Here is a 19,734-nt window from a genome sequence, read left to right on the forward strand (position 1 = left end):
AGAAGCTCTCCTCGATCACCGCCTTCGCGTCGTCATAATGCCAGGGCCCGCGACCGTCGCGCGCCTGGACCCGGCCCTTGGGGACGAGATGCACCCACTCCGGCACGGTCTGGCCGTTTGCCGGAGCCGGGAGGGGGATTGTGGAGAGGGAGACGAGGGCGGTGTTCATGAAGCGATCTTTGCCCCGCGAGGCAGATCGCAAACATGTCCAACAAGTTGTCAGGGGGAGTGGCGTGGCGGCACACTAAGACTGCCGCACCCCGCGGGCGGCGGTCAAGTGCGCGATGTTCGTCGCCGGCGGCCGCACGCGAAGGCTTGGGCCACGGACCACTTTGCGGACCTAGCGGTCGTTCACTTGAAGTCCGAAAATGGCTGCTCTCGCCCCAAACGTGCCCTTCGCGTCGGGTTGCCGGAGCCGGTGAAGCGGACCTTCATCCTGAACCATCGAACCATCAGGGAGCGGGACAAAGGTCCCGTCCGTTTCCCGGAGCCGAGTGTCGGCTCCGGGTAGGTCAAGGTCCATCACTTGGTCAGCGGGCGTTCGGGTTCATCATTTCGCGCATGATCGCGTCGGTGTCGAAGTCCACGCTCGACTGCCGCGGCGGGTATTCCTCGAACGAGCCGAAGAACTGCTGCACCGCGGCCATCGCCGGCGCCAGCGCCCACGAGCGGTTCTCCTGCCACTCGTCGAAGCCGCGGGCCTCGTGGAAGCGTTCAAACGGGTCGAGGTCGAGCCGTGTGATCAGCGGCGTCATCAGCGGGCTTTGGATGCCGTTGAACCACTTGTCCTGCTCCGTGAACAGGAACTTCCACTCGCCGAAGCGGACGCCGTGGAACTTCGTCTCGGTGAAGAAGAAGAACTCCTTTCGGTTGCTGGGGCCGGCCTGAGTAAGGATCGGCGTCTGGTCGTAGCCGTCGAGGTGGACGCGGTACTCGGTGCCGCCGATGTCGGCGCCGTCGAGCAGATCCTCCTTGAGGTCCGTGCGGCCGAGCTGGGACATGATCGTGGGGGTCCAGTCCTCCATGGACATCATCTCGCCCGTGGTGGTGCCCTCGGGAATGACGCCGGGCCACTTGACCATCATCGGCACCTTGAAGCCTCCCTCGTAGCCGCCGACGCCCTTCTCGCCGCGGAACGGCTGGTTGCCACCGTCCGGCCAGGAATTCGAGGCCGCGCCGTTGTCGGTCGAGAACATGACCATGGTGTTGTCGGCGATGCCGAGCTCGTCGAGGAGCGCCAGGAGCTCGCCGACGTCGTCGTCCAACTCGGTCATGCCGTCGGCGTAGACGTTGCCGGTGCCGGTGATGCCGTCGTAGTGGTCGTCGAGGTTGGTGCGGTAGTGCATCCGCGTGGTGTTGTGCCAGACGAAGAACGGTTCGCCGGCCTCAGCCGCCTCGGTGATGAAGCGCTTGGATTCCTCCAACACGTCCTGGTCGAGCGTTCGCTGCCGCTCCTGGCCGAACGGACCCAGGTCCTCGATCTGCTGCTCGCCGCCCGCGGGGGCGGCGAAGGAATGGATGATGCCGCGCTGACCGAAGCCCGCCGCCTCGATCGCCTCGGTCGGATAGTCGTCCTGCTCGGTGTATTCGCCGGCATTGAGGTGGTAGAGAATGCCGAAGAACTCGTCGAAACCGTGGTTTGTCGGCAGGTGCTCGTCACGGTCGCCAAGGTGGTTCTTGCCGAACTGGCCGGTGCGGTAACCCTCAGCCTTGAGCATGTTCGCAAGTGTCGGGTCTTCCACCTGCAGCCCCTGCTCGGCCCCGGGCAGCCCGACGGTGGCGAGGCCGACGCGCAGCGGGTACTGCCCCGTGATGAAGGCGGCGCGCCCGGCGGTGCAGGAGGCCTGGGCATAGTGGTCCATGAACAGCATGCCCTCGTCGGCGATTCGGTCGATGTTCGGGGTCTCGCAGCACATCATTCCGCGGTGATAGGCGGAGATGTTCCACATGCCGACGTCGTCGCCCCAGATGACGAGGATGTTCGGACGTGCCGCCTCCTGCGCCATCGCGCCGGTCGAAACGATGGCGAGCGCGATGGCGCCCCCAACTATGGCTCTCAGCATTTCAATTCCTCCCTGCTTTTCGGTTCGAATTGACAATAATATGGAGCGCGCAGTAAAATTGTTCGTCAGACGACAATTCTGGACGAGATGAAAAATTCAGACAGTTGCGTGTTGCGTAAACGGGGATGGCTGTCCCGAACCTCGTCTGAATTTCAGGATGCGGTGCTAGAGCGATGCGATCTCTTGAAGCTGGGACGCGGTACGCCGGTATATCTCGCAGGAGACGATACCGGGGGTGTGTTTGGCATCGTGGACGGCCTGGTCGAGCTGCATCTGCCCGCTCCAGGAGGATCTGCGACGCTCGCTCACATCGGCCGGCCGGGCGCGTGGTTCGGGGATCTTGCGGCGCTCAGGGGCCATCCGCGGCGGTTTTCGCTGGTCACTCGAACGAACGCGCGGCTGTTGCGCCTGTCTCGGTCTGAGTTGCAACGCCTTTGCGATGATGTTCCGGGGCGGTGGCGGTACGTGGCGGACCTTGTGGCCGACAATCTGAGCATCGCCATCGATGTGGTGGAAGCCCTGCGGCGGCGTGACGTAGTCGAGCGCACGGCGCTCAATCTACTTGCCGTAGCCGACGACACGGGTGATCTGAGCGTGACCCAGACGGATCTCGCGGAGCTCGCTTGTCTCTCGCGCGGCACGATCAATGGTGCTCTCGCCGCACTCGAGGAACGCGGTCTTGTCAAACGACACTATCGCGAGGTCGAGATCCGGAGCCTCGACGGTCTGGCTAGGCTGGTCGGCAAGGCGTGAAGCGCTGCAGCCGGACATTCGACGACGTATCGCGACGTGTATCTGCGGGCTCAGTCCCGACCTGCGCCGCTCCTCTCACGTGTGGCGGCACGGCAGACGAAGCTGCCGGTTGCCAGAGGCGACTCTTTCCTCAAGAGCGGAACTGCGGACGACTTCGAACTCTGCGACAACTCCGCCGCTAGATCCACCGCGCGACGATCGCGATGACATGCGCGGAAGGCCAAACCAGGAACTGAGCGGCTATGGTGCCGACGAAGCGGGACACGATCATCCAGATGATCACCTTGCGGAAGAAGTCCTCGCGAACTTGCCCCTTTGCAGCATCATCGGTCAGGCCTGCTAGGTAAGGGTCAATCAGCAGGAACATCATGATGGTGGCAACACCATTGATCGTGGCCGACAGGGAACTTGCCGTCACACGATAGTCAGGCTCGAGCAGGCCGGCATAAATCGAAGCGATGACCCCCACGGACCACAGCGCACTGACGGCGAAGTTCATCACTATCACCTTGATCGGCACATTCGTCGGTAGCTTGAGGGCATCGATGTTTTGGTAGGCGGGTATCGCAGCGGACTGGGCAAGCACGGACAGGCCACGCGGGGTCAGGAAGCGCAAAATGAGCCGTGGCATCGAACGGCTCCGCTGGAAGTGCTCCACCGCAATCGTCGTGAGCCGCTGAAATGTCGGGATCAGCAGCCCCCCTGCCAGCGTTGCGACCGACGCCGCGCCAATGATGAGAGAATAGTCGAGCGTAGCATCAAACTGCGATGGGTTCTGCAGGCCGAGTTCGATGCGCTTCGCCAGGAGCGGGCCCTGAAACGAGTTCGAGGTGCGTGACAGCAGAACAAGGATATTAAATAGCGAGAACGCGATCGCGATATGACCAGTGCGAACGCCAGCGATCCTAAACGCATACGCAAGCGTGCCGACCAGGTGAATGACAAAAGTCAGAATGACAATCGCGGCAAGCTGTGCGTCCATCTGGCCCTCCTGCGGGCGTCGACCTGCACAACGTGTTGCATGGCGGACAAGCGTCCGCAACGGCTTGTGGAGGCCATGCGGTATAGCTCAGCCTCCTGCCGCCCCCTCCAAATACTCCTCCACGATCTCGATGAGAGCCGTCTCATCCTCCTTGCCCACGCCGAGGAACCGCCGCGTCGGGATGTTGCCCCATGGGATCGGCATGAAGTACCGCCGGCCCTTCTTGTTCACCCCCATGCGCGCACCGAACGCGCCTGCCTCTGCGCCGAACTGCTGCACGGCCGCATAGATCATGTTGGAGCCCCACGTGACGTCGTCGGCGCCGGCCTCGTAGCTGATCGTCCCGGAGAGGCTCTTTGTCGGGCCGATCAGGGGCCGCGGCCCCGGTTTGTCCTTTCGGGCGGCATAAGCGTCCAGCGTTGCCTGCGTGCGCGGTGCCCAGGGCTTGCCGTCAGGATCTGAGCCAGCGGCGAAGTTGTCGTTGGTGCTCTTCACCATATATTCGCCAATGTCCTGCATCAGCGGCGCGGTGTCCGACAACGCGTCCGAGATCCGCGCGAGCGCCTCGGTCAGGGTGTCACTGGTGATTTCGATGCGAGGCATGTGCCGTCACCCTTTTACCTGGTCAGGTCAGAGCCGATGCTCAAACACGTCTTCTTCTGCCGTTGCGGTCATTCCGACGGGGTTCCCTATGAACCGCTTAAAGATGTCCCCCGGGAGAAGCTCCTCGCCAGGGCCACCTGTTCAGTGTGCGGCCGCCGCGGCGCAGACGATCTCCGGCTCATCTGGTTTGCCGCGGATCATGCCCGCCAGGGATCCCAAGGATCTCCGGATGGCTGAACGCCCCTTCGACGACATGCCGGATGGCGGTCTTCAGGGCATCCGCGAGATCCGGCACCTCCTCGTAGTCCCTCGGCGAGCGCAGATGCGCCGCCAGCTCCTGCTGCAGTTCGTCGGCCCAGATCTCCATCTGCGCGCCATGGCAGACCGTGTCTGCAAAACGATCGCGACGAACCAGGTCCGCGGGCTGCATCAACCGAGCCCCGCCGCGATGTCTCGCAGCATCCGGCCCAGCTCGCTGTCCTGGAACCGCTCCGCCAGATCATTGACAAAGGTCCGGGCAATCTCCGGCGGAAGATGCTCGATCTTGCCGCGCACGATCTCGACCAGTTCATCCACGACGCTGGCCCCGGGCGCATACCCCCAGCCCTTTCCGACACCCTGAGGTTCACCGGTGCGGGGATCGATCGCCTGCCAGTCCTCGGGCAATGGCTTCGCCGGATCTCCGCCGAGCCGCCGCACCCCCGCCTCGGTCCGCGCCCCCGAAACGTAGCAGCTGCAGCCCCATTCGTTCGGCGGGAAGTGCGCGCGCCAGAACGGATGGTCGGGCGGCAGCGCGATACCGTTCCACGACAGGTGCAGGATCCGCGGCTCGGCCGAGCCGCCGTGGAAGTAGATCCAGAACCGGAAGTTGCCCTCGGTCAGCTGGGCAAAGCGGCCCGCCATGTAGCTGGTGCGCATGTTGGTGCGGTAGATGACGCGGGTGCGCCAGGCCTCGCCGGCCGCCCTGCCCTCGCCCGTCCAGCCATGCCAGCCATGGCGCTCAACCGTCGCCCGGAAGTCGCGACGGAACTCCTCGAGCGAAGTGCCCTCCGAGATCGCCTTGTCGACCGACGCGGCCAGATCCGCCAACAGGTCCGCCTTCGTGGCGCCGGCGACGACGAAGGCACGGTCGTGTTGTTGCTTGCGCAGATCGTCCCAGCGCGAGGTCGGCACGAGATGGCGCAGGCGCAGCCGGAAGGCCGCGGCCTGCTGCCGGAACGGCCTGCGGAAGACGACCGCCAGGTCAGCCATCGGCGCGCTGCCCGTCTTCCTCGATCAGCGCGCGGCCGCCGGCGTGGGCTGCGAGGAAGGCCTCGGCCATGACAGCGGCGAGGCCATCCGATGCCAGATCCGGCCAGGCGCTCAGCAGCATCTCGCGCGCCTCTTCGAGCGAACCCGCCGCCTGCAGCATCACCTCGATCTGCGCGAGCATCGCCTCGATCTCCGGGGCGGCCTCCTTGGCCAGCCGATCGACCGCCGGGGCGACCGGCTCAGAGCGGCCCGCTGAGGGGGCTTCCGTCTGGAGGGCGGCAACGCCTCGCGCGGGAGCGGGATGGGTATTCAATGGGTATTTAACGGCGCTCTCAGGGGGCATTGCGCCCTCACCGGACGCCTGCGACTGCGCTGACGGGGCGGATTGGCCCTGAGGACGGAGGATTTCGGCGCCCTGGGCGGCCTCGGGAAGGCCGAACTTGTCGAGCACGTCCGAGGTGGCAACCCGGAGGCCGCGGTCGATCATCGGACCGATCGCATCGGAGAAGGCCTTCAGGTCCTCCGGCTCCTGCCGCTTGATGACAATGCGAGGATAAGCGACCTGCGGGCCGAACTCCAGATCGATCCACGGCCGCACCAGGTCGCGGTTCAGGATCGCCGCCAGCGCCTTGCAGTCCGCCGCCTCGATGTCCTGCTGCACCTCCCGGTGCTCCTTGCCCGATCCGAGCCCGCCGGTCTCGGCATCCGTCGTGGCGGTCTGCCCGAGCACCGCCTTCGACATCTGCTTGTCGAGCCAGTCGGAGCGCCGCTCGTAGTGATCGGTCGACGAACCGATACTCTTCGCCTCGATGAACTCGATCATCATGCTGTCGGGGATGCCGGTGTTGTTCGAGGCGAGATAGCGGGCCGAGTTGCCCGCCTCGAGCCGGCCGGCGGTGTCATGCAGGATCACGATGGACGGGGTGATCTCACCGCCGACATGGTGAGCCTGCTGGAAGGCGAGGCCTTCGACCTTGTGGTTGACGATCTTCATGATGCCCCCGGACGGAGAATGGGCGGGCGGATGAGCCCGCGATGTCCGGGTCAGAATGCCGGAGGCATCCTGCCGTGATCATGCACAACAAGTTGGCGAGGCGGTCAGAAGAGGGAGAGCTGGCGGTCGTCGCCGTCGCGCCTTGGCGCGGGCGCGGAGGAATTGTCCGGGGGCTGTCGCAGGTATTTCGAGACCGCGACGTCCGATACATGCAACATGCGGGCGATCTGGTTTACAGGCAAGCCCTTCCTCCGAAGGGAGTGGGCAAGCCATGGCCGGGCGGTGGGCACGCGGGTCACTTCCCGCGGCCGGAAGGTGCTGAGCGCGCGCAGCTTCTCGGCGCCCACCAGGGCCTCGGCCTCGCTGCGCCCCTTCGGATCCTGCGCCCAGTAGAGCCGCGATCCGCCGAAGCGCAGCAGGAACTCGACCGCGAGATCGTGGCCGAGCGCATCGACGTAGGGCGTGACATGGGCAGGAGGACGCGGAAGGCTCACCCCTTCCCCTCCCCGTCCAGAATGATCCCGGCGCGATCGGCCCAGGCCTTCAGCGCCTGGATCACGTCGCCGATCTGCTGCCAGTCCCGCAGCATGTCCACGTCCGCCGGGACGAAGGACCAGCTCTGCCCGAAGCGGCGCCGGATGAAGGCGTTGAGCCCGTCGCGCCCGGGCTTGTCCAGCGCGCCCGCCGTGCCGAGCTCGGCCCAGAGCACGTGGATGAGACGCAGGTCCGCACGCGGGGCCGCCGGGCGGCGCCCTCCCCTGGGCCGGAAGCCCTGATCCTTCAGCGCGCCCAGCACCAGCTCCAGCTCGCGCTGGCTCATGTCGCGCAGGGACGCCTTGCCCGTCAGGCGCTCCTGCAGCGCCCGGCGGGTGTCCTGGTCGATGCCGAGATCGCGGCAGGCGACATGGATAAGGCGGATCGACGCGGCCATGGCGGGATCAGGCCTTCGCCATGTCGATGGTGACCGCCTGCCACGCCGCCTGGGCATTGTCGCGGCGATAGAAGCGCATGTAGGTCTTCGAGCCCACCACACGGATCGCGTCCTCGATCGCCTTCATCGCCCGCACCCAGCGCTCGTCGTCGAAGTTCAGGCGGCGGAGCGAGAACAGCTCGGCGCGGTTGATCTGCCCTTCCTTGTCGGTGTTGAAGGCGCGCTCGACGATGGTGCGCAGCTCGGGCCGCGCGTCAGAGGCCCAGTCGGTGAGGCACGCGTCGATCACCCTGTCGCAAAGGTCGCGGAACGCCCGCTCGATCGGCTTGGACTGGCCGGAATAGGGTGTCGCCCAGATGACCTTCACGCCCAGCAGCGGCAGCAGACCCGGAATATCCTCGTCGTCGATCTTGAAGCGGAAGCGCGTGGGCGTCCCGCCCGTGATCGCCTTCGCAGCGAACTCCCGCCCGTTGTCGAGCAGCGCGTTCCACGGCACCCCGTAGCGCTCGATCAGGTCCCCCAGTGCCAGCTGCACCGTGTGGCTGTTGGCCGTGACGTCGAGCCGCCAGGCGAGTATCTTGCCCGAGTAGACATCGGAAAAGACCACCATCTGCACGCGCACCGGATCCTTCTCGCCCGGGCAGCGCACGAAGACATCGAACCTGTGATAGTCGCCCTGGACGCATTCGAGCGGCACCATGGCCGACTTGTCGCGGGTCTGGTGCGGGTAATACCGGCGCAGCGCCTCGACGCCCTTGCGGTGGTAGATCAGCACCGGCTCCGAGATCGTCGCCTTGATCCAGGCGCGCACCTGGTGGATCGGCGGCACCGACAGGCCCTCCTTCTCGGCGATCCGCACGGCGCGGTCATAGCAGGATGTGAGAGACGGGCCCGAGAGGCGCAGGAAGTCGCTCTTTACGATGTCGCAGAACGCGGCATTCGCGGCCTTGGGCGCGGACTTCGGCCGCAGGCTCCGCCGATCGACGAGGTAGGCAAGCCAGTCCGCCTGCGCGATGCCCTCAACCCGACCGAACCAGTTCCAGATGGACTTGGCCGCAATGCCTGAGCGCGTGGCGACCGTGGTCACCGCAAGCGAGCGGGTCATGCCTGCGGTCTCGATCTCCTCGACCTCCGCCAGCACGGCGAGGCGCTCACCGGCCTTCTTCTGGGCGGCGGCGGTGGCGCGCTCGTAGTCCGCCCATGCCTCGTCGCGACCGACCGTCTGCTCTTCCGGCGCTTCGGCACGTGCGGTGAGCGCGAGACGCGCCCGCATCGGCAGCAGCGTCCAGTGATACTCGGTTCCGCCGCCGACAGCCTTGCGCCGCCGCGCCTTGCCGGGCCGGCCGCGCCAGTTCTGCCGCGCGGCCATGTCGTTGACCTTGCGCTTGGAGCCCGGCATGTCCGGCAGCCCGGCATCCGCAAGCTCGGCGGCACTCCACCATTCCTGCCTGGGCCCGTCAGCCATTCTGCGCATCCTTGCGCGGCTGGAACATCGCCGTGTTGGCAGGCGTCGGCGTTGACTGCGCATCCAGCTCACGACGCAGCTGATCGCCGCGCTCCTCGAGGAAGCGGTCCCGCGCCACCTTCGGCGCCCGGTCCCAGGCATCGAGCAACCGCGCCAGAGCACGGTCGGCGGGGGACAGAGGCTCGGGCCCCTCCCCCTGCTCTGCCTTCCAGAGCTTGCGCGCCCCGGACGCGTTCTTCGTGCGCCCCTCGGCGAGACAGTCCACGACGTGGTATCGCTCGCCCGTCTCGCTGATCTTGCTGATGTCCTGCAGATCCTTGAGCGTCACCGGGCGCGGCGCAGACCTGAGACGGCGCACTTCATCCGGGCCAAGGCAGGCATCGGCCGCGATCATCCGCCGGACATGGCGGTCGGTCATGCCGAATTTTTCCGCCGTGCTCGTGGCGAATGATACGACGGACATCATGTCCGCCGTATTCCAGCGCTTCGCCACGAGGCCCGCGCCTACCTGCGCTTTCGCCTCAGGATGCAGCCGCTCGTAGACTTCTTTCCTACGTGCCAGGAACACGGCGGTATCCAGCGCGGTCAGCTCTGCCCCGGCGAGGTTGTCGTCGATCTCCATCAGCCGGGCGAAATCGTCCGTGCAGGTCCAGCAGGTGACCTTGATCGTCCCCCCCCCCAGTTGCGGGGCCGCTGCCGGCGGGTTTCCCCCCGCCATAAGCAGGAACTCCCCGCCGCGGTGCTTCACCTTGCGAACGTGGACGGGGTCTTTCATCACGCCCATCTCGGAAATGGATGCCGTCAGTGCGGCGACACCGGCCTCGGACACCGGGCGAAGGCGATCACGCACGACGATCTGGTCGACCCGCAGTTCGGTGACGGACTGGATAATCTCAGTCATTGTCGCGAGGCCCTTTCCTCATCGTTTGATGCCGCTCCCGTCGCTCCGAAGCGACGTCTCTGGCAGCGTCGAGCAAGGCGGTGCCAATGGACCAACCGAGGCGCATGGCAAGGCCGATGCAGGCGAAGGTCAGCAGTATATCGAAGGCATCCATGAGGCTCTCCTTCAGCGGTTTGGCAGTCGATTGCGGGACGGGATGGTGGCCTCGGGCGCCAACGACGTCCCCTGTCCGCGACACGGATTGCAGAGGCGGTTGTGAGGACCCTCGCTCATGAAGGACACGCCACAGCACATGCAGGCCCGCGTCTTCCGAAGCGCGCGACGGGTCAGTTCCTCCACCAGATCCACCGCCTGTGCCCGCGTGATCCGGGGCGCCGAGACGGTCTTGCTGTTTCCATCGAGGACGACATGCCAGCCATCGACGCGCTTGATGCTGAAAGGTCGGATAAGGCTCATTGCAGCCCCCACGCGATGAACAAGGCGCTGACCGCGAAGATCACGAGGGAGATGCACCCGATGGCATCGCCCCAGATGCTGTCCGAAAATCGCTGCTCGACATCCCAAAACTTCGCCCAGGCCGCGCTCAGGGAGGAGATGCGGCGCGGCCTGGACGTGCCGACAGCCCTTCGGGCTGCCGGGGTGACGACCGGTTGTTGGTCCGTGAGTGGAGCGATCGTCACTGTGTCGAATGAGTGCGGGATGGTCTCCAGATGCCTGTTCTGCACCACGCAGCGGAGAAGACGCATCTCGGCGCGCGCCTCCTCTAGAAGCGCTTTCAGTTCCGGACGGAGGTCCGAGCCAATAGGGCAGAACATCAGACTGCGCTCCTCTTCTTTGACTCAGGAGCCGGGCGAGGAATGTCTTGCGGCCATTCAAGGTCTTGCGGCCACGCCCTCGAAAAGAGGCCGAGTGCCTTTTCGTAAGTGTCGGAACGGGGGTTACTCCCCCTCTTTAGGTTCCGAAAAAAGTCCCCCTTGCCGAACAACCGCATGGAGATCGCCCAATGCGTGACGTTTCCGTCGTCCGATAGAAGCTCTGCGAGGCGGAGAAGGTTCTTTTGTGCGCTGCTCATAAGACGATCTAGCCTTACTAGGCCATATCGGCCAAGCCTTCTTAGGCTACACACTGACACACATTTACAGGTTAGCCAACTTAGGCTAACGCTGGCTGATGGATGACCTAGTTTCCGCAATAGAAGCCGCCCTTGAGCGCAAGGGCTTGTCCGCGTCGGCTGCATCACAGCTCGCGGTCGGCAACCCGTCCATGATCAAGAATTTGAAGAACAGACGGACCGATAGAGAGCGCAGTCACCCAGTCGACAACCTAAAGGCGCTCGCAGACGTACTTGATCTCGAGTTCTATTTTGGCCCTCGCCGAGAACCGTCGGTTGTGCACGAAATGGCGGGCGAACTCTTCGCCTTGATTCCGCACTACAGCACCGCACTCCTGTCGGACGACCATGTTCTTGATCTTGCCAAGGGGCCTGACGAACACTTCGCATTTCCGAACGAGTGGTTCTCGAGGGGGCGTTTGAAGCCAGAACAGTGCATTCTGCTCACAGCCCTTAGCGCGAACATGGCTCCGGCTATTTGCGATGGTGATCTAGTGATGGCTGATCGGAATGCGACAGCACTACGAAACGGCAAAGTCTATGCATATCAGATTGAGGAAGACGGGCTCTGCATAGCTAGGCTGGAGTTAGTTCCTGGGCGGGTACTCATAGCACGCAGTGAAAACCCAGACACAGAGAAGTTCCCCCCGAAATACTACTTCAGTGAAGAGATCGAGCTCGTGCAAGCTGGCATTCTTGGCGAAGTGATCTGGTCCGGTCATACTTGGCGGTAGAGGCGGCCCCTATCAACCCCGTCGCCTTGTGGCCCGTGTCGCGCCCAACCTCGAGACAAAGGCATCGCCTCCGCTCTCAGTCGGTCTTTTGGGCCTCTACCACGCGCACAAGGGCAGATATGCGAACTTCCATCACAGGCTCACATTGTGTTTTTGAGGGCGCTAAACCTATGGTGAGGGCGGACGGCCGACTTTGGCTGGCGTCCTGGATGATCGGCAGCGATGCGCATTGTGGGGACACCGTCACTTTGGGCGGAGAGTTGCCTTTCGCTGCGACCTGGACGAACGGCAGCGATGCGCAGTAAACCGCCGCACAGCGCGCCCGTCAGGGCAGGCCCCAGACGGCACAGGAAGTGGATTAGCTTTGCTTCGGCCCACTACGCGAACCCCTATTTTACGAGGTATATTGTGGCCGTCCCTCAACTCAGACGTCCTAGCATCCACAAATTTTTATAGAGTCGAACAGGATTGAAGCAGAATTCGAAACGCCCCGCTTCGACCGCCCGCTCAAGTGCCGCTGCGGATGAATGCTGGTGCATACTTGCAACGGTCAATTCTAATGTATGCTGAACGCGGGTAGCCAACGTCGGTTTTATGCACTTTTTTGACGCCTAAGCAGATCAGATTCCTTTCGATCGAGATCGAGCAAGCACCAAGACAGATAAACGAGGAAAATTTTTTGGCCGACTTAACCATTAGAACGCTAGTTGATCGAGTCAGCGAAGGCGACATCCGAATTCCTGCTTTTCAGAGGGACTTTGTCTGGGATCCCGACCAAGTCGCATTTCTCGTTGATAGCGTTTACAAGAATTTCCCAATTGGAACCATTGTCTTTTGGCAGACAGATCAGCGTTTAGCCACCGAGAAAAAGCTTGGCTCCTTTTAGCTACCCGAGCCAAAGAAAGACTATCCGGTCAATTACGTTCTGGATGGGCAGCAGAGGCTCACCAGCCTTTTTAGTGTTTTCCAGAATGAACTGAAACCTAATGATTCCTCATGGGTGCCTATTTACTTTGATTTAGAGGCTGCAAATAATCCACAAGACACGTCATTTTTCGCATTGGATCCCTCTGAGGTCGACCCCACAAGGCACTTCCCAATAAACACTTTCTTTGACACGGTCGCGTACCGAAAGGCGACCAAGGAATTAGATGACGAAACCGCCGCGATAATTGATAAAATTCAGGAGAAATTCAAAGAATACACTATTCAGAACCAAACTTTCGAAATGCAAGATCGAAATGAAGTTGCAATTGTATTTGAGAGAATAAATAGGGCTGGTACGGAGCTCGATCTATTCGAACTCCTAGCTGCTTGGAGCTGGTCGGACGACTTCGATCTCATTGACAAATTCAGAGATCTTCAAGACAGAATAGCTGAGCACGGGTATGAGGAGCTGACGGAGGAGCGTGACCTTCAACTGAGAACCTGCGCAGCGGTAATTACGGGTGAGACCTCCCCCAACAAAATCCTTGATCTGCAAGGCGAAGACATTCGCGCTCGATTTGTAGAAATTGAGGCCGGCATCATTGGTGCAATCGACTTTCTAAAGAGAGAGCTCGGGGTTGCGCATTATAAGATGTTGCCCTTCCCGGGCATCATTGTTCCTTTGAGTACTTTTTTCGCTACGACTGCTGCTGATAGAGCCAACTATACCGATCGACAACGTGAAAAAATTATTCAATGGTTTTGGAGGTCGGTGTTCTCGAGGCGTTTTTCCTCCGATGTTTCGGAAAGGCAGGCTAGCGATATCCGCGATATGCGAGCGTTAAAAGCGGACGAGAGTCATGATTTCAGATTCCCGAATTTTGAGATAAAATTCGATTTTCGAAAGTCTAGGTTCTCCGCGGGAACCGCAAACTCGAAGTCGCTAGTTCTCATGCTTGCGAATAGGCAGCCTAGATCCTTCTTGAGTGGGGCAAAGATTGATCCAAGCAAAGTCCTCAAGAAGGGGAGCCGACACGAGTTCCACCACATATTTCCCCGAAAGTTTCTTGAAGGGAAGGGTTACGAACCTCGCGATATAAACTCGCTCTCCAATATTTGCTTTCTGACAAGAAGTGACAATAATACGATTAGAGCTAAGTCTCCAAAAGACTATTTTCAGCAAATGTCGGAAGCCAATAGGAATACATACCTCAGCGAAGCACTGTGCGACTATGGGGATAAGGACCTGACTTTCGAGGATTTCTTAGATCTTCGAACCGAGCGGCTGACAGCTCTTGCGTACACGTTGGCAGGTGTGGAGAAAAAATGAACACAACATGACCGCTTCCTGCCCAAGTGGCGCAATTTTTCGGAACCTGGCAAGGCCTTTCTATTGCAGCTGACGCCAGGCTCCACTCGTGCCTGACAGGACCGGTAGCTTAGGGCTGGGACCGGTCATCCGCCGCGCCTGGCGCGACGGTCGGCTCTGGGCCGGAAGCGTCGAGCGGCGCAGCCATAGTGATCTCTCCGGAGCGCCGCGGCGCCGCATGTGGGCTTCGAGCCCAAACCACCGAATGTTGCACTGCACACCAACGTCTACTCTTGGCTCTTGGCTCTTGGCTCTTGGCTCTTGGCTCTTGGCTCTTGGAGCAAAAACGTAACAAAATCAATTACTAGACCGCATGGTTTGATTTTGAAGAATGTGTCATTCAAATCGAACCTAGGATACAACCGCTGAGAAACATTGCGGATCGTCTGTGCCAGCTTAGCCGAACGTCACTGGATTGACAGATCGAGCCTGAACCCGGTCGTCGCGCCACTGTCGGCATCGTTGCCCATCTGATAGACGCGAATCGTGTAACTGCCGTTGTCGGGAAGGTCGACGGTGGCTGTGTTGCCGTCCATCGAGCCATTGTAGATCGCGACGCCATCGCTGCCCGGCGGCAGGATATTGAAGTAGATCGTGCCGTTTCCGTTCGAGTCGACCACGGTCAACTCCGCAAACAACTCCTGTCCGGCGCGCGCCGCGAGGCGATAATCCATATACTCGTCGCCGATGATCGTGCCGCTGACGTTGGTTCCGAAGTTGCCCGGTTCAAACCTGACATCGGCCGACATCTGGGCCAAGGTCGGGCTGCCGGCGGCCAACGCCACCATAAGCCCGACGGCAAGATGCGCGCGCATGATCAATTCTCTCCATCCATCATGAAATCAAGAGCATACCCGTTCTGCCAAGCATAGCTTGCGCCGCCTTGGTTCGACAGGATTTCGCCATCTGCAAGTACGAACGTGTCAGCTCCGATCAATACCCCGGAGCCTGCAGCGCCGTCGATGACAAGCTGCCACGAAGCCCCCGAACCATCGGCCGTTCCGCTGAGATCAGTGAGAGCATCGTCAGAGATAGTCCCCTCACAGGCCCCGTTTGCATAGATTTTGCCAAGGTAGCTGAGCACACACGTGCCCGTCACCGAGTCATCGTCGCTGGCTTGTGCGGCAATGGCCGTCGCCGTCAGCGAAAACGCGGCGGCGAGAGCGAAAGTGTTCCTGCTCACAGTTGATCCTTTCAGCTAACGTGATGTTGCACCTACAAGAGATTATCCGACGATTGTGACTTCGCAACCTTCTTTAGAGACGACTTCGACCGAGGCGCCCTAAACCACCAAATGCTGTATTGGGATCAGGTGAAGCGCGACAAGAGGAACTGCCGATTGCAACGCCGCTATGCTGCGAATAACATGAAAGCATAGCTAAGCTGGAAAAAACACATGCACATTGATCTTATCCATGCGTTCATCGCAGCGGTGCTGATCCTTGGAACGCTGTTCGTGCTACGTAAGATGAGGGTCACAAAAGCGGAGGGCGATAGATCGTTCGACTGGCGCGTGTTTGTCGCGGTCTTCGCGGTCATGTTCTTGTTCAACATGCTCTGGCCCTCCGGGCCATGACCGGCTGCGCTCGTCGTCCAACCCCATTGCAGTCGCCGGACTACCACTCAAGTCACCTAAAAAAGGACTTCGCCATGACCCGGATACTTACCGCAACATTCGTGCTGACCCTTCTTGCAGCCTGCGTCGAAGACGACAATTTCGTCTACGAGAGCGACATCTCTGAGGCGAATATCAACACCGAGTGCCCGGTCGATGTCTCCGAGGCCGACCGAGCGAATTACCCGGCATGCCAGTGAGTAACGGTCCGAGGTCGCGGTGAAGGCTCCTGAGGCCACTGTAGTTCGGACCATGCCCGCGCGTGTGCGTCGAGGCGGGACGGTATCGGTAGATGGAATGCCTGTTCTGAGATAGCATGACCCTGTCCTCATCGAACGACAACGCGACCGCAACCACCCGGCCCGGCGCATGGATCGCGTTCTGCGTCGTCTCGCTGTTTTTCCTGTTCGAATTTGTTGCGCGGATCGAGCCGTCCCTCGCCTCAAACGACATCGCGGCCTGGTTCGGCCTTGGCCGCGGCGGCTTCGGCACGTTGTCGAGTGTCTTCTTCTGGGTCTATGCGCCGATGCAGCTTGTCGTCGGACTTGTCCTGGACCGGTACGGGCCACGCCGCTTCGTTGTGCCGGCAATCCTGACCCTTTCGGCCGGGGTGGCGCTCTTTGCGCTTACATCCAGCCCGGTCCTTGCCGCGGTCGGCCGGTTCCTGACCGGACTAGGCGCGTCCTTCGGCTTCGTCGGCGCTCTCTACGTCATCAATCACTGGTTCGCACCGTCCCGCTTTGCGGTCCTCTCCGGGGCCGTCAATGCGATAGGTATGCTGGGCACGGCCATCGGGGCCGTGGCCCTGACCGGCATGATCGAACAGGCCGGGTGGCGTCCTGTCTTCTTCGCGACGGCCTCAGCCGGAACGGCACTGTTCGTCGTGGCTCTCTTCACCCTGCGCGACCCGAAAGACCTGGCTGCGGAAACTCAGCCGCTTCTCACGCCGCTCCGCCTGATTGCCCGCGAGGGGCGCATCTGGTGGATCGCCATTTTGGGCGCGCTCTACTACATGCCGGTCAACGTCTTCGGCGGGCTCTGGGGCGAGGCAGAACTGACAGCTGACCACGGCCTGACAGCGATGAACGCGGAGACAGCAATTTCCATGATTTTTTGGGGCATGGCGCTTGGCTCAGTCGCGGCCGGCTGGCTGTCGGATCACCTCGGCCATCGAAAATGGATCATCGTGTCGAACGCAGCCCTGGCCGCAGCGTTCTACAGTGTGGCAATCTACTCGGACAGCACTTCCGAGCTCTTCATGTCGGCCATGCTGTTCATGGGCGGGCTGACGGGCGGTGCGCAGATGCTGACCTTCGCCGCCGCGAAGGAAGGTCACTCAAAAGATATCAGTGGCACCGCCATCGCATTCGTGAACATGGTCGGGATCGGCGGTGCGCTGATCTTTCAGCCTCTCGTTGGGGTGCTAATCGACATGAACGGCGGCGCATTCGAAACAGCTCTGCTCACCATCCCGGCTTGCCTGCTGGTGAGCGCAGCCATGGGTCTGGCGATGAAAGAGGTGCGCCATAAGGACCACACCGACGCGCAGTTGTGAGTTTTTTTGGTGAAGAGTAGAAAGAGCAGCCGTTGGCGCATCCGCATCGAAAGCCCGCTCCGTCCGCGAAGCGTGAGTTCGCCTATGCTTCGTCTTCGCAACCGCGGCGTATGACCGGTCTTGGGAAGCTGCGGATGACGGTAGGACGGGCGTCGGGAAAGGGCCGGAAGCGTCGAGCAGCGCCGCCATGGTGATCTCTCCGGAGCGCCGCGGCGCCACATGTGGGCTTCGAGCCCAAAGAGGCCTTTCACGGTGAGGTGGACCGACTATATAGCGTCTCTATGCAGCGCAATCGCTATCACCATCTGGGCTGGTTTCACGGCATCGAACTTTTTGAAGCCTCATTCAGCAATCAGACTTTCGCCCGCCACGCTCATGAAGGCTTTGCCATCGGTGCGATCGGAGAGGGCGCGGGTGGATACCAATGCCGGGGTGAAAGCATGGTGCTGCCCGCCGGGTCGCTGTCGCTTATGAACCCCGATGAACCCCATACCGGCCGCGCAGCGGCAGGTCGTGTGCGATACAATATGCTCTATGCTCCGGAGACGGCGGTGCGCGCGGTGCTCGGTCTGCGTGACTTGCGGGGCTTTGCCGAGATCGCTCCGCAGGATCGAGGGTTGAGGCTGACAAGGGCGCTGGCGCGGTTGTCGCGGTGCCTCAACAATCCGACAGAATATGCTGGCCGACTGGAGGCTGAAGAGGCTGTGCATGCGGTGCTGGCACAGGCTTTCGCGCATTACGGCGGTGCCGAATTGCGGCAGTCGGGTCGCGAACCCGCCGCCATTCGCGCCCTGCTGGAGCGGATCGAGGCCGGTGTCGCGGATGGCGAGAGCCTGAGCCTGTCCGATCTGGCCGAGCAGGTTGGATTAAATCCTTCCTACCTGATCCGAAGCACCACCCGAGCCACGGGCCTGACACCGCATGGCCATGTTCTGCGGGCGCGCGTCGATCTGGCACGCCGCCTGCTGCTGGACGGCACGCCTGCCGCTGAGGCAGCCATTGCTGCCGGGTTCTGCGATCAGGCGCATCTGATCCGGCAGTTCCGTCGCCACTACGGTGTGACGCCGGGCGCTCTGATCCGGCACTGAAGGTCAATTTCGTCCAATCCCACCTGGCAACCGGTGTGACATGGCAGGTCCCAAAAAGGATACAGCTATGTCACATAAACCTGTTCTCATTTTGGACGAAACCCTGCCCACCGGCCTGAAGGCCAATTTCGCCGCCGTCCTGGGCATGAGCCTGGGGCAACTGCGCCCCGAGCTGGTCGGTGCCCACACCACCACGAGGGACGGTCAGGTGCTGAACGGAATCACGACGGTTGCGCTCCCGGTGCTCGGTGCCTCGGCGGCCGACCTGCCGACGCTGTTTGCCGCTGCATCTGACCTTCCGCTGCGGCTGGCTTACATGCGCGCGGCCTTCGAGGCCCACGACTATGCGGATTATTCCGCGCGCATCGCTGCTGCGCCGCTGGCGGGTCACGCGCCGCAGGCAATCCTGCTGGCCGGGCCTCGAAAGGCTGTGGACCGGATCTGCGGTAGCCTGCCGTTGCTTCGCTGATGCCGCCGCTGGAGACGCTGTTGGCCATGTGCTGCTTTGCGCTGGCGTCCGCGGCGACGCCGGGGCCGGTCAATATCATCGGCGCAATGACGGGCGCGACGCATGGAGCGCCACGGGCTCTGCGCTTCGTAAGCGGTGCGACAGCCAGCTTCATCGCGCTGCTTGTGATTGTCGGAAGCGGGATGCTGATCGGAACCGAGTGGGTCTTGGCACTCGCATGGCCGATGACCCTTGCTGGTTCCGCCTATCTCTTGTGGATGGCATGCGGGCTGCTTCGTGGCGGTGGCGGAAACCCTGCGGACAGTGACCCCAGCATTCCCGGCTTCTGGTCCGGGGTCGTGGTGCAGGGGCTTAACCCGAAAGCCTGGCTTGCGGTGTTCTCATCAATCTCGACCTTCGTGCTGCCACTAGAGGACCGCACCACCGGAATGGCCGTTTTCACCATCCTGTTTGGTGCGATCTGCTGGTTGTCCCTGGCAGCTTGGGCATGGGGCGGAGCTCGGATCTGACAAAGCCAGATGCGTGTGTTCAACGGCATCATGGCACTGATCCTCGCTTTGTCGGTCGCGTGGATGCTGGTGCAAGCCGCACCCTAACTGTCCGCTTTGTCCTCAAAGTGTGAGTTCGCCCATGCTTCGGCTTCGCAACCGCGCCGAATGACCGGTCTTGGGAAGCTGTGGATGACGGTAGGACGGGCGTCGGGAAAGGGCCGACACCAGGCATGTCTGTGAGCGCTGAAGATGTAAGGCTCGGCAGATAGACTTCCGCGACTAAAACGGGTCCCACTTGGCGGAAACCGCCACGCAGGTGTATACCAACCCATGTGACTGTCATCGTTTGAGAAATCCTCAAGTGGGACGGCTGATGGAGAAGTGGGCGGGGTGGGTCCCAGTTCCTGGACCTCGCGAACGCCTCAAACGCGC

At 61.9% G+C, this 19,734-nt stretch carries 22 protein-coding genes and 1 pseudogene; 9 read left to right on the forward strand and 14 right to left on the reverse strand.

Annotation, left to right across the window (positions count from 1 at the left end; genetic code table 11):
• Positions 1–530 precede the first annotated feature (530 nt).
• On the reverse strand, positions 531–2,063 hold the full coding sequence (locus tag HC022_RS06265; RefSeq protein ID WP_217703905.1) for an arylsulfatase: 1,533 nt from the start codon (positions 2,061–2,063) through the stop codon (positions 531–533).
• Positions 2,064–2,246: 183 nt separating this feature from the next.
• Here HC022_RS06265 and HC022_RS06270 point away from each other — a divergent pair, with 183 nt between their 5' ends.
• Positions 2,247–2,816 carry a Crp/Fnr family transcriptional regulator gene (locus HC022_RS06270; RefSeq protein WP_167451830.1) on the forward strand — a complete coding sequence of 190 codons (570 nt, stop codon included), beginning with the start codon at positions 2,247–2,249 and terminating at the stop codon, positions 2,814–2,816.
• A gap of 178 nt (positions 2,817–2,994) precedes the next feature.
• Here the strand turns inward: HC022_RS06270 and HC022_RS06275 are convergent, their stop codons facing one another.
• The 11 genes from HC022_RS06275 to HC022_RS06325 form a co-directional block, all read right to left on the reverse strand.
• The gene (locus tag HC022_RS06275; protein ID WP_167451831.1) at positions 2,995–3,798 is read right to left on the reverse strand and encodes a lipid II flippase Amj family protein; all 804 of its coding nucleotides are present in this window, start codon (positions 3,796–3,798) and stop codon (positions 2,995–2,997) included.
• An 87-nt stretch (positions 3,799–3,885) separates the two neighbouring features.
• Complete coding sequence (locus HC022_RS06280) at positions 3,886–4,401, reverse strand: phage virion morphogenesis protein (protein WP_167451832.1); 516 nt, start codon at positions 4,399–4,401, stop codon at positions 3,886–3,888.
• A gap of 178 nt (positions 4,402–4,579) precedes the next feature.
• Complete coding sequence (locus HC022_RS06285) at positions 4,580–4,831, reverse strand: hypothetical protein (RefSeq protein WP_167451833.1); 252 nt, start codon at positions 4,829–4,831, stop codon at positions 4,580–4,582.
• The gene (locus HC022_RS06290; RefSeq protein ID WP_167451834.1) at positions 4,831–5,652 is read right to left on the reverse strand and encodes a phage minor head protein; all 822 of its coding nucleotides are present in this window, start codon (positions 5,650–5,652) and stop codon (positions 4,831–4,833) included. The genes HC022_RS06285 and HC022_RS06290 overlap by 1 nt, the downstream gene beginning before the upstream one ends.
• A complete protein-coding gene (locus HC022_RS06295) occupies positions 5,645–6,646 on the reverse strand; it encodes a DUF935 family protein (protein ID WP_254884960.1) in 1,002 nt (333 codons plus the stop codon). Before HC022_RS06295 ends, HC022_RS06290 begins: the two co-directional genes overlap by 8 nt.
• A gap of 104 nt (positions 6,647–6,750) precedes the next feature.
• Positions 6,751–7,140 carry a helix-turn-helix domain-containing protein gene (locus HC022_RS06300; protein WP_175583476.1) on the reverse strand — a complete coding sequence of 130 codons (390 nt, stop codon included), beginning with the start codon at positions 7,138–7,140 and terminating at the stop codon, positions 6,751–6,753.
• The gene (locus HC022_RS06305; RefSeq protein WP_167451835.1) at positions 7,137–7,577 is read right to left on the reverse strand and encodes a gp16 family protein; all 441 of its coding nucleotides are present in this window, start codon (positions 7,575–7,577) and stop codon (positions 7,137–7,139) included. The genes HC022_RS06300 and HC022_RS06305 overlap by 4 nt, the downstream gene beginning before the upstream one ends.
• Before the next feature lie 7 nt (positions 7,578–7,584).
• Complete coding sequence (locus tag HC022_RS06310) at positions 7,585–9,042, reverse strand: DUF3164 family protein (protein ID WP_167451836.1); 1,458 nt, start codon at positions 9,040–9,042, stop codon at positions 7,585–7,587.
• Entirely contained in the window at positions 9,035–9,943 is a 909-nt protein-coding gene (locus HC022_RS06315; protein ID WP_167451837.1) for a ParB N-terminal domain-containing protein, read from the reverse strand. Before HC022_RS06315 ends, HC022_RS06310 begins: the two co-directional genes overlap by 8 nt.
• A complete protein-coding gene (locus tag HC022_RS06320) occupies positions 9,936–10,097 on the reverse strand; it encodes a hypothetical protein (protein ID WP_167451838.1) in 162 nt (53 codons plus the stop codon). Before HC022_RS06320 ends, HC022_RS06315 begins: the two co-directional genes overlap by 8 nt.
• 298 nt (positions 10,098–10,395) lie before the next feature.
• A complete protein-coding gene (locus tag HC022_RS06325; RefSeq protein ID WP_167451839.1) occupies positions 10,396–10,758 on the reverse strand; it encodes a hypothetical protein in 363 nt (120 codons plus the stop codon).
• 355 nt (positions 10,759–11,113) lie between these two features.
• Between HC022_RS06325 and HC022_RS06330 the strand changes: the two genes are divergently transcribed.
• Both HC022_RS06330 and HC022_RS06340 read left to right on the forward strand, forming a co-directional pair.
• Positions 11,114–11,788 (forward strand): S24 family peptidase, encoded by a 675-nt coding sequence (locus HC022_RS06330; RefSeq protein ID WP_167451840.1) that lies wholly within the window; start codon positions 11,114–11,116, stop codon positions 11,786–11,788.
• A gap of 679 nt (positions 11,789–12,467) precedes the next feature.
• A pseudogene (locus tag HC022_RS06340) lies at positions 12,468–14,045 on the forward strand (DUF262 domain-containing protein).
• A gap of 446 nt (positions 14,046–14,491) precedes the next feature.
• Here HC022_RS06340 and HC022_RS06345 read toward each other — a convergent pair.
• Positions 14,492–14,899: a hypothetical protein gene (locus HC022_RS06345; protein ID WP_008885127.1), complete on the reverse strand. Its 408-nt coding sequence runs from the start codon at positions 14,897–14,899 to the stop codon at positions 14,492–14,494.
• A gap of 2 nt (positions 14,900–14,901) precedes the next feature.
• Positions 14,902–15,267 (reverse strand): hypothetical protein, encoded by a 366-nt coding sequence (locus HC022_RS06350; RefSeq protein ID WP_040384118.1) that lies wholly within the window; start codon positions 15,265–15,267, stop codon positions 14,902–14,904.
• A 213-nt stretch (positions 15,268–15,480) separates the two neighbouring features.
• On the opposite strand from HC022_RS06350, the gene HC022_RS06355 reads away from it, so the two are divergent.
• From HC022_RS06355 to HC022_RS06380, 6 genes are all read left to right on the forward strand, one after another.
• Positions 15,481–15,660 carry a hypothetical protein gene (locus HC022_RS06355; RefSeq protein WP_008884574.1) on the forward strand — a complete coding sequence of 60 codons (180 nt, stop codon included), beginning with the start codon at positions 15,481–15,483 and terminating at the stop codon, positions 15,658–15,660.
• Positions 15,661–15,734: 74 nt separating this feature from the next.
• A complete protein-coding gene (locus HC022_RS06360) occupies positions 15,735–15,899 on the forward strand; it encodes a hypothetical protein (protein WP_008883921.1) in 165 nt (54 codons plus the stop codon).
• A gap of 116 nt (positions 15,900–16,015) precedes the next feature.
• A complete protein-coding gene (locus tag HC022_RS06365) occupies positions 16,016–17,254 on the forward strand; it encodes an MFS transporter (protein ID WP_167451842.1) in 1,239 nt (412 codons plus the stop codon).
• 221 nt (positions 17,255–17,475) lie between these two features.
• Positions 17,476–18,342 carry an AraC family ligand binding domain-containing protein gene (locus tag HC022_RS06370; RefSeq protein ID WP_368484618.1) on the forward strand — a complete coding sequence of 289 codons (867 nt, stop codon included), beginning with the start codon at positions 17,476–17,478 and terminating at the stop codon, positions 18,340–18,342.
• Between the two features lie 67 nt (positions 18,343–18,409).
• Entirely contained in the window at positions 18,410–18,811 is a 402-nt protein-coding gene (locus HC022_RS06375) for a DUF2000 domain-containing protein (protein ID WP_008884242.1), read from the forward strand.
• Positions 18,811–19,320 (forward strand): LysE family translocator, encoded by a 510-nt coding sequence (locus tag HC022_RS06380; RefSeq protein WP_167451843.1) that lies wholly within the window; start codon positions 18,811–18,813, stop codon positions 19,318–19,320. Before HC022_RS06375 ends, HC022_RS06380 begins: the two co-directional genes overlap by 1 nt.
• Positions 19,321–19,734: the final 414 nt, after the last annotated feature.

Source organism: Salipiger sp. HF18 (genome assembly GCF_011806505.1).
GTDB classification, from domain to species: domain Bacteria; phylum Pseudomonadota; class Alphaproteobacteria; order Rhodobacterales; family Rhodobacteraceae; genus Salipiger; species Salipiger thiooxidans.

What these genes read in the sequence shown, in the direction of transcription:
- HC022_RS06305 (WP_167451835.1), bottom strand. Translation starts at nt 7,577, where the DNA reads ATGGCCGCGTCGATCCGCCTTATCCATGTCGCCTGCCGCGATCTCGGC.
- HC022_RS06285 (WP_167451833.1), bottom strand. Translation starts at nt 4,831, where the DNA reads ATGCAGCCCGCGGACCTGGTTCGTCGCGATCGTTTTGCAGACACGGTC.
- HC022_RS06290 (WP_167451834.1), bottom strand. Translation starts at nt 5,652, where the DNA reads ATGGCTGACCTGGCGGTCGTCTTCCGCAGGCCGTTCCGGCAGCAGGCC.
- HC022_RS06310 (WP_167451836.1), bottom strand. Translation starts at nt 9,042, where the DNA reads ATGGCTGACGGGCCCAGGCAGGAATGGTGGAGTGCCGCCGAGCTTGCG.
- HC022_RS06380 (WP_167451843.1), top strand. Translation starts at nt 18,811, where the DNA reads ATGCCGCCGCTGGAGACGCTGTTGGCCATGTGCTGCTTTGCGCTGGCG.
- HC022_RS06355 (WP_008884574.1), top strand. Translation starts at nt 15,481, where the DNA reads ATGCACATTGATCTTATCCATGCGTTCATCGCAGCGGTGCTGATCCTT.
- HC022_RS06345 (WP_008885127.1), bottom strand. Translation starts at nt 14,899, where the DNA reads ATGCGCGCGCATCTTGCCGTCGGGCTTATGGTGGCGTTGGCCGCCGGC.
- HC022_RS06295 (WP_254884960.1), bottom strand. Translation starts at nt 6,646, where the DNA reads ATGAAGATCGTCAACCACAAGGTCGAAGGCCTCGCCTTCCAGCAGGCT.
- HC022_RS06280 (WP_167451832.1), bottom strand. Translation starts at nt 4,401, where the DNA reads ATGCCTCGCATCGAAATCACCAGTGACACCCTGACCGAGGCGCTCGCG.
- HC022_RS06315 (WP_167451837.1), bottom strand. Translation starts at nt 9,943, where the DNA reads ATGACTGAGATTATCCAGTCCGTCACCGAACTGCGGGTCGACCAGATC.
- HC022_RS06265 (WP_217703905.1), bottom strand. Translation starts at nt 2,063, where the DNA reads ATGCTGAGAGCCATAGTTGGGGGCGCCATCGCGCTCGCCATCGTTTCG.
- HC022_RS06275 (WP_167451831.1), bottom strand. Translation starts at nt 3,798, where the DNA reads ATGGACGCACAGCTTGCCGCGATTGTCATTCTGACTTTTGTCATTCAC.
- HC022_RS06365 (WP_167451842.1), top strand. Translation starts at nt 16,016, where the DNA reads ATGACCCTGTCCTCATCGAACGACAACGCGACCGCAACCACCCGGCCC.
- HC022_RS06375 (WP_008884242.1), top strand. Translation starts at nt 18,410, where the DNA reads ATGTCACATAAACCTGTTCTCATTTTGGACGAAACCCTGCCCACCGGC.
- HC022_RS06325 (WP_167451839.1), bottom strand. Translation starts at nt 10,758, where the DNA reads ATGTTCTGCCCTATTGGCTCGGACCTCCGTCCGGAACTGAAAGCGCTT.
- HC022_RS06320 (WP_167451838.1), bottom strand. Translation starts at nt 10,097, where the DNA reads ATGGATGCCTTCGATATACTGCTGACCTTCGCCTGCATCGGCCTTGCC.
- HC022_RS06330 (WP_167451840.1), top strand. Translation starts at nt 11,114, where the DNA reads ATGGATGACCTAGTTTCCGCAATAGAAGCCGCCCTTGAGCGCAAGGGC.
- HC022_RS06360 (WP_008883921.1), top strand. Translation starts at nt 15,735, where the DNA reads ATGACCCGGATACTTACCGCAACATTCGTGCTGACCCTTCTTGCAGCC.